Annotated in this window: 7 protein-coding genes; 1 reads left to right on the plus strand and 6 read right to left on the minus strand. The window is 71.0% G+C overall.

All coding sequences use genetic code 11. The features are described from left to right. Together P2P98_RS15780 and P2P98_RS15785 are read right to left on the minus strand one after the other, a co-directional pair. Nucleotides 1-1,189, minus strand: a 1,189-nt coding sequence (locus P2P98_RS15780; RefSeq protein WP_275801123.1) for a serine/threonine-protein kinase, incomplete at its 3' end; no start/stop codon positions are given. Between the two features lie 310 nt (nucleotides 1,190-1,499). After that, nucleotides 1,500-2,303, minus strand: coding sequence for an SDR family NAD(P)-dependent oxidoreductase (locus tag P2P98_RS15785; protein WP_275801125.1), 804 nt, complete (start codon nucleotides 2,301-2,303; stop codon nucleotides 1,500-1,502). Nucleotides 2,304-2,414: 111 nt separating this feature from the next. Here P2P98_RS15785 and P2P98_RS15790 point away from each other — a divergent pair, with 111 nt between their 5' ends. Next, entirely contained in the window at nucleotides 2,415-3,494 is a 1,080-nt protein-coding gene (locus P2P98_RS15790) for a hypothetical protein (RefSeq protein ID WP_275801128.1), read from the plus strand. An 85-nt stretch (nucleotides 3,495-3,579) separates the two neighbouring features. Here P2P98_RS15790 and P2P98_RS15795 read toward each other — a convergent pair whose 3' ends face one another. From P2P98_RS15795 to P2P98_RS15810, 4 genes are all read right to left on the minus strand, one after another. Beyond that, nucleotides 3,580-4,083, minus strand: a complete 504-nt coding sequence (locus P2P98_RS15795; RefSeq protein WP_275801131.1) for a hypothetical protein — start codon at nucleotides 4,081-4,083, stop codon at nucleotides 3,580-3,582. 92 nt (nucleotides 4,084-4,175) lie between these two features. Next, complete coding sequence (locus P2P98_RS15800) at nucleotides 4,176-4,940, minus strand: SGNH/GDSL hydrolase family protein (protein ID WP_275801133.1); 765 nt, start codon at nucleotides 4,938-4,940, stop codon at nucleotides 4,176-4,178. Nucleotides 4,941-5,005: 65 nt separating this feature from the next. Further along, nucleotides 5,006-6,340, minus strand: coding sequence for an MFS transporter (locus tag P2P98_RS15805; protein ID WP_275801135.1), 1,335 nt, complete (start codon nucleotides 6,338-6,340; stop codon nucleotides 5,006-5,008). Then, nucleotides 6,337-7,398 carry an LLM class flavin-dependent oxidoreductase gene (locus tag P2P98_RS15810; protein WP_275801137.1) on the minus strand — a complete coding sequence of 354 codons (1,062 nt, stop codon included), beginning with the start codon at nucleotides 7,396-7,398 and terminating at the stop codon, nucleotides 6,337-6,339. The genes P2P98_RS15805 and P2P98_RS15810 overlap by 4 nt, the downstream gene beginning before the upstream one ends. Between the last annotated feature and the right edge of the window lie 48 nt (nucleotides 7,399-7,446).

The following is a 7,446-nucleotide window of genomic DNA, read 5'->3' on the forward strand; positions in this document are numbered from 1 at the left end:
GTGCGGGCTCCTGCACCGCAGGAGCGCTCGGGGAGGGAGACGGCGCGATCTCCGTCACGTGCTGCGTCGGAGCCAGGAGCGAGAGGGCCAGCACGTGGCCTCCGACGACGAGCACCGCGGCCAGCACGGCGGCACCCAGCCAGGCTGGGCGGATGCCAGGTCGTCGGCGTGCCGTCGCGCGCCGCCGGCGGTCACCGGAGGGTGGCGGGGCGGGTGGCGACGTGGCGAGGGTCGAGGCGGAAGCGGAGGCCTCGAGGTCGGGGAGCGGCGTCCAGGGAGCCGTCTCGACCCCGAGCAGGTCGAGGAGCTCGAGGTCGTCGGCATCCGGGATCTCGATGTCCGTCGAGAAGGTCAGCGCCGCCGCTCGTTCGGCGATCACGGCCGCCGGGGGGCGCACCGCGGGATCGAACGCGGTCATGTCGGTGAGCAGGGACGCCCATTCGCGACCCAGCGAGGCGGGAATCGACGGGGGACAGGCCAGCCGTGCCAGTACCGTCTCTTGCAGAGTCCCGCCCTGGTAGGGATGCAGACGCGTGAGCGCTTCGATGGTGAGCAGCCCGAGGGCGTAGATGTCGGACGCGGGCTGCGGTGGTTCGCCGCGGACCTGCTCGGGGGCCAGGTAGGCGGCGGTTCCGATGACGGTGCCCGGGGTGGTCAGACGCGTGGCGTCGATCAGGTGTGCGACGCCGAAGTCGGCGAGAACGGCCTCGAAGCCGTGCGGAGAATGGCGGGTGGGACGCAGGAGCACGTTCGACGGCTTCACATCGCGGTGGACCACGCCGGTGGCATGCACTGCGGCGAGAGCGCGCGCGAGGTCGACGAGCAGTGCGGCGACGAAGGCGGGCTCCAAAGCGCCCGCCTCGATGCGTCGCTGCAGGGAAGGGCCGTCGACGTACTCCATGACGAGGTAGATGTGGTCGCCGGCTTCGAGGCGAGCGTCGTAGAGCGTGACGAGCGACGGGTGGTCGAAGGCGGCGAGGACACGTGCTTCCGACAGGCGACGCCCGGGTTCGATGGCGTCGGCCTGGTCGGTGTGGAAGAGCTTGATCGCCACGTCGCGTGCGAGGACGGTGTCGCGCGCGCGGAAGACACGGCCCATTCCGCCGGCCCCGACGCGGTCGGACAGCACGTAGCGACCTCCGAGGGTGTCGCCGGTGTAAGGCATCGCGGCATCGATCGACTGGCTCATCCGGTCCTTCGGCTCAGCGAACCGGTGCGGACGTCGACGACGGGCGGCACCTGGCTCTCCTGGGACGCTACGCGCGCAAGGACTGCTCGATTCGGGGGTGGTGCGCCGGTGCCGCGGGGTACATAATGCGGCCCGAATCCCGGGCGTGCGCTCCAGTCGGGGTAACGCCGATAATGCACATTATGTCAGCTTGGGCACGAACGAGCGTCCCCCGCCGCTCGCGGCCCGTTCCCTGTCGAGTGTCCAAGACACGCCGTCATGGCGCGGGCCGTAGCGGCGTGTCTTGGACACTCAACGCGGCCGCGGGCGGTCAGCGGACCCAGTGCGACGTCACGTCGAGCACGCGCGAACCGCTGAGGTCGGCGAGCGACAGGCCGGCGAACCGCAGCGCGGACTCCGAGGTCTGCCAGCGGAACCGGGGCGCGTCGGTGATGGCCGCCTCGACGACGGTCTCTGCGGCATCGTCCGCCGACTGCGCGCTCGCGAACGACGTCGCCGCACGATCGAGGTACGCCTGCTGGAGAGCCGCGTACGGGCCGGGTTCCGCGCGCTCGACCGAGGCGGTGAACGACGACGCGACGGCACCCGGCTCGACGATCGACACGTCGATGCCGAACGGGGCGACGACCGGCGCGAGGGACTGCATCAGGCCCTCGACGGCGAATTTCGCGGCGCAGTAGGCGTCCGAGAAGGGCTGGCCCACCGCTCCCCCGACGCTCGTCACCGTGACGATGCGACCCCTGCCTCGCTCTCGCATCCCGGGCAGCACGAGTCGGGTCAGCCGCGCGACGGAGAGGTAGTTCGTGTCGAGCTGCTTCTGGAGGTCTTCGTCGCTGAGCTGCTCCAGGGTGCCGACGGCGCCGCGGCCGGCGTTGTTCACGAGGATGTCGAGCGGGCCGGCGTCGGCGACGAGCGAACGAGCGCCCTCGGCGTCGGTGACGTCGAGCGCGCGGATGTCGAGCTCCACCCCCGCCTCGGCGGCGGCCGCGCGCAGGGCGTCGGCGCGGCCCGTGTCGCGGACGGTGGCGATCACGTCGACGCCCGTGCGCGCGAGGCCGATCGCGGTGTGGAGGCCGATGCCGCTGGAGGTGCCGGTGACGAGTGCGAGGGTCATGTGCTCATTGTGGACCGTGCCGCTGTCCGGAGCCTATGAGCCGACTGTGCCCCTCTCCCCCGTCGGCGCGGCCCCGGGCTCTCCCGCAGCGGAGGATGGCAGGCTGGCCGCATGACGCAGGACGTCCTCCCGCCCGCTGCCCCCGCGTCTGCGCGCCCGCGCCCGGTGCGGCGTGTCGTCGCCGTCGTGTCGGCCGTACTCGTGCTGCCGCCGCTCGCCGTCCTGTTGGCGCTCACCATCCTCGGTTCGCGATCAGAAGGCCCGACAGAGGTCATCGTGGGCGGGTGGGACTCGGAAGCGATCGCGGGTGCCAGCGTGCAGATCGCCCTGCTCGCGTTCGTGGTCGCGGTGTGCGCGATACCCGCGCGACGGTGGTGGCTGCTGTTGTTCGTGCCTCTCCGGTTGGCGGCGTGCGCGGCGCTCCTGCTCGCGGCGTTCGCGGCCGCCCTGACGGGCGGGTCCATCGTGCCCGTGGTGGCCGATGGCTGTTCGACCGGGTACGTCGTGAGCGAGCGCGCTTTCCTTCTCTCTGCCCGTATCGAGGTGCTACGCGTCGAAGGCATTCTCGCCACTCCGGTCGACAGCGTGCAGACGGACGACGGGCATACCCCCTTCGCCCAGGGGTCGTACATGGCGGTCGTCGAAGGCGATGAGGTGCGCGTGTGGCACACCTTCGACAGCTCCACCGAACCGCTGGCCACCGTCGGTGAGCCTCAGCTCGTGCTGCCCCGTTTGCTCGATCCGGCCGATGCCGCGTGCGGTCTGGTGGGAGGACGAGAGCCCACGGCGCAGCTTCCGCCGGATCCGGTCTCCCCTGATCCCGACGGTGGCCCGCGACTGAGCGAACAGATCGGCGACACGCGCGACGAGGTCGTGCGCATGGCATCCCTCGCCCTCGAAGCGGCGACGGGACCGGTGACGGATGCCTCCGGGGCGCCGGTGTCGATTCCGGCGGCGTCCGAGTTGGTCTGCGACGGCTCGACGGGTCTCGGCCTCACGATCGCCACCGGCGACAACGAGCACTCGTACGCGGCGATTCTGGCCGCCTTCGACGATGCGGGATACGCGAAAGATCGCGCGATGCAGGAGGACCTGCGGGACGACGGCGTCATCCGGTTGTCAGCTCGTGACCGCTCGACGATCGACGGGATGCTGCATCTCGGGCTGAGCGCCGCGTGCCGTCTGCCCTGAGATCGGCCCGGACGCGGGAGTTCCGCCGCACGGGAATCGCGTCTCGCGATGCCGTGACGCGTGCCATCGCCGTGTGATCCGCGCGCTATCCCGCCGCGGCGACCCGGATCAGGTACGCGCCCTCTTCGCCGCCACTGTCGAGGTCGACGAGCAGCCCCTTCTCGGGGAGGTCGACCTGCACGGGGGTCGCGGCCATGCACGAGACCGACAGCGGGTCGATGACGGCGGTCCCCGACGTCGTGGTGATGCGCCCGGTCATCATCTCGGGGCCGGCGCACTCGAGTGTCACGGTGTACGTGCCTGGCTCGACGGTCCGATTGTCGCCGCGGCGCGGAGCGACCTCATCGCCGTCGCCGAAGGTCCCCCACGACTGCCAGAGGTACTCCCCCACCTCCGCATCGGTGACCTCGTCGTCGAAGTAGCCGGCCCAGGGGTCCGGTGTGGGCGGCGCGGTTGTGGTCAGCGAGGGTGACGGCGTCGGAGAGCCCGCTGCGGGTTGTTCCGCCTCACCGCCGGAGCATCCCGTGAGGGCGCCGAGCGCGATCGCGGTGCCGGAAAGGGCCAGAAGTCGCGTGTTCGAGGGAGACATCCGGCGATCTTAGGCACGCGGATGCCGAGACACCAGGGGGTCGAGCGTTCTGAGCCCGGGCACCCGGCGCCCGTTCGTGCGACCGGCGACGCTCACCCGCCCGGCGTCAGCTCCACCCATTCGCCGCCGAATTTCGGGGCGCGGCCGTCTCCGGACGAGGTGCCCGCGAGACGACGACGGATCCACGGCGCGACGTGCTCGCGGTAGTAGGCCGACCCCTTCAACCGCTCGACCTCGGGGATGTCACGAAGACGCCACCACTCGGCGGGCGCGGACAGCCCGACCGCCTCGATCACACGCGCGGCGACCCGGTGATGTCCGCGCGGGTTCATGTGCAACCGGTCGACCGACCAGAACTCGCCACCGGCGAGCTCACGATCGAACCAGTTGTACGCCGTGATGACGTCGGGGCGCGATGCCAGCCGCTCCTCGACCGCCTTCGACAGGCGGTCGCCGCGCATCTGCAGGACCCGACCGAGGGGCAGCCCCGCCGACGGGTTCGCGCCGGACAGCACGATGAGCTGCACGCCCTCCTCGTCGCACCGACGCAGGACGTGCTCGAAGAACCCGACGATCCGCTCGAGGTCTGAGCGGGGGCGGAGCATGTCGTTGCCCCCTCCGTTGAACGACAGGTGGGTCGGCTTCAGCGCCAGAGCGGGCTCGAGCTGCTGCTCGACGATGGGCTGGATCAGCTTGCCGCGGATCGCGAGATTGGCGTACTGGATCGGTTCGCCCGCGGCATCCGCCCATCCTTGGGCCGCGAGGTCGGCCCACCCCCGTACCGTGCCGTCGGGGAGTTCGTCGCCGACTCCCTCGGTGAACGAGTCGCCGATCGCGACATAGCGGACGGATGCCATGCGTCGAGCCTACGCGGGCGACGCTCCCCGGTTCGAAGCGCCCCTCCCCCGCGACCCGAGGAGGATCAGGCCAGCGCCCGCCCGCGTTGCTCGCGGAGGAAGAGCGACGCGACCACGGCCACCGCGAAGAACGCTGCGAACACGATGAACAGCAGCGGAGCACCGCCCGCGGCGAGCAGCGGCGGGACCGACAGGGGCGCGAGGATCGACGCGATGCGCCCCACGCCCGCGGCCCACCCGGCACCGGTCCCCCGCAGGGACGTGGGGTAGGTCTCGGGCGTCGCGGCGTAGAGGGCACCCCAGGCGCCGAGGTTGAAGAACGACAGCAGCATTCCGGTCGCGATCACCGCGACCTCACCGGAGGCGGTGCCGAACAGCACGGCGGCGATCGCCGAGCCGGCGAGGAAGGTCGCGAGCGTCGCGCGCCGCCCCCACGCCTCGATGAGCCACGCGGCGACGGCGTACCCCGGAAGCTGGGCCAGGGTGATGATGAGCGTGAAACCGAAAGAGCGTACGAGGTCGTAGCCCTGCGCCACAAGGATCGTCGGAATCCAGATGAAGGCGCCGTAGTACGAGAAGTTCACGCAGAACCACAGCACCCACAGGCTCGCCGTGCGCGCACGGAGGGCCGGAGACCACAGCGCACCGACGCGGGCGCGAGGAGCGGGAGCGGATGCCGACACCCCGTCGCTCGACGGCTCCAACGACACGCGACCCGCGGCGGCCTCGAGATCCCGCACGATCGCGACGGCTTCGCCGTTGCGTCCTCGCGACGCCAACCATCGCGGCGATTCGGGCAAGCCCCAGCGGACGATCAGCGCGTAGACCGCGGGGATCGCGCCGAGCGCGAACGCCCACCGCCACCCGTCGGCGGAAGACGGCACCACGAGATAGCCGATGACCGCGGCGGCGGTCCAGCCGACGGCCCAGAACGCCTCGAGGAAGACGATGACGCGCCCGCGGATCCGCGCGGGGGCGAACTCGCTCACATAGGTCGAGGCGACCGGCAGTTCGGCGCCGAGCCCGAGGCCGACCACGAAGCGCAGCACGAGCAGGGCCGCGAGCCCCCCGACGAGCGCGCTGGCCCCCGTCGCGACGCCGTAGACGAGGAGCGTCAGCGCGAACACCTGACGCCGCCCGAAGCGGTCGGCGAGGAGCCCGCCGAGGCTCGCGCCGATCGCCATTCCCGCGAATCCCGCCGAGGCGATCCACGAGGCCTGCGCGGGCTCCAGCTTCCACTGTGCCGCCAGCGCGGCGATGATGAACGAGATGAGCCCGACATCCATGGCATCCAGGGCCCAGCCCAGTCCCGAGCCGCCCAGGATCCGCCCGTGACGCCGGGTGAACGGCAGGGCGTCGAGACGCTCGGACACCCGCACGGTGTCGGTGCTCGCGCTCACGAGGCCGCTGCGTCGGAATCGGAGTCGGCGAGCATCTCCCGGAGCAGCGGCAGGACACGCGTGCCGTAGAGCTCGATGCTCGACATCAGTCGGTCGTGCGAGATCGATCCGCTGGCGAACTTCATCTGGAAGCGCGAGGCGCCCAGCGTCCGGACGGTCGTGGCGATCTTCGTCGCCACCGTCTCAGGCGAGCCGATGTACATCGCCCCCTCGGGTCCGACGTCGTGCTGGAAGCGCAGGCGGTTGTAGGCGGGCCATCCGCGCTCGCGACCGATGGTCGTGTTGAGCTCCGCGACGCCCTCGTAGGCCTCGTCCCACGCCTGCTGGTCGGTCTCGGCCACGTGGCCCGGCGAATGCACCGAGATGGGCATCGCGGGCTCGCCGAACTCCTGCAGCGACTGCCGGTAGAGCTGGGCGAACGGCCGGAAACGGGCGGAGGACCCGCCGATGATCGCGAGGACGAGACCGTAGCCGTAGCGGGCGGCGCGGACGACGGACTCGGGCGACCCGCCGACACCGACCCACGCTTTCAGCCCGTTCTCGGTCTTGGGATACACGTCGGCATCCCGAAGTCCGGCCCGGGTGCGTCCCGACCAGGTGACCGGCTTCTCGTCGAGGAGGAGCGAGAAGAGCTCGAGCTTCTCCTCGAACAACTGCTCGTAGTCGTTCAGGTCGTACCCGAAGAGGGGGAACGACTCGATGAACGACCCCCGCCCGAGGATGACCTCGGCGCGTCCGTTCGAGACGGCGTCGAGCGTGGCGAAGCGCTCGTACACGCGGACCGGGTCGTCGGACGACAGGACCGTGACCGCGGTGCCGAGGTGGATGTTCTTCGTGCGCGCGGCGGCCGCGGCGAGGACGATCTCGGGGCTCGTGACCGCGAAGTCCTTGCGGTGGTGCTCCCCCACCCCGAAGAACGACAGCCCGACCTCATCGGCGAGCACCGCCTGCTCCACGACGTTGCGGATGGTCTGCGCGTCGCTCTGCAACGACCCGTCGGGGCCGCGCGAGATGTCTCCGAAGGTGTCGAGGCCCAGCTCGACGGGGGTGGCGTCCATGAGATCTCCTTGCATTCGGATGAATGAACTTTACGCGAGGGCGAAACA

This window comes from Microbacterium sp. Kw_RZR3, assembly GCF_029222405.1.
Lineage (GTDB): Bacteria > Actinomycetota > Actinomycetes > Actinomycetales > Microbacteriaceae > Microbacterium.

Excerpts from the sequence above, each read along its gene's own strand:
- P2P98_RS15785 (WP_275801125.1), bottom strand. The coding sequence starts at position 2,303 with ATGACCCTCGCACTCGTCACCGGCACCTCCAGCGGCATCGGCCTCCAC.
- P2P98_RS15790 (WP_275801128.1), top strand. The coding sequence starts at position 2,415 with ATGACGCAGGACGTCCTCCCGCCCGCTGCCCCCGCGTCTGCGCGCCCG.
- P2P98_RS15795 (WP_275801131.1), bottom strand. The coding sequence starts at position 4,083 with ATGTCTCCCTCGAACACGCGACTTCTGGCCCTTTCCGGCACCGCGATC.
- P2P98_RS15800 (WP_275801133.1), bottom strand. The coding sequence starts at position 4,940 with ATGGCATCCGTCCGCTATGTCGCGATCGGCGACTCGTTCACCGAGGGA.
- P2P98_RS15810 (WP_275801137.1), bottom strand. The coding sequence starts at position 7,398 with ATGGACGCCACCCCCGTCGAGCTGGGCCTCGACACCTTCGGAGACATC.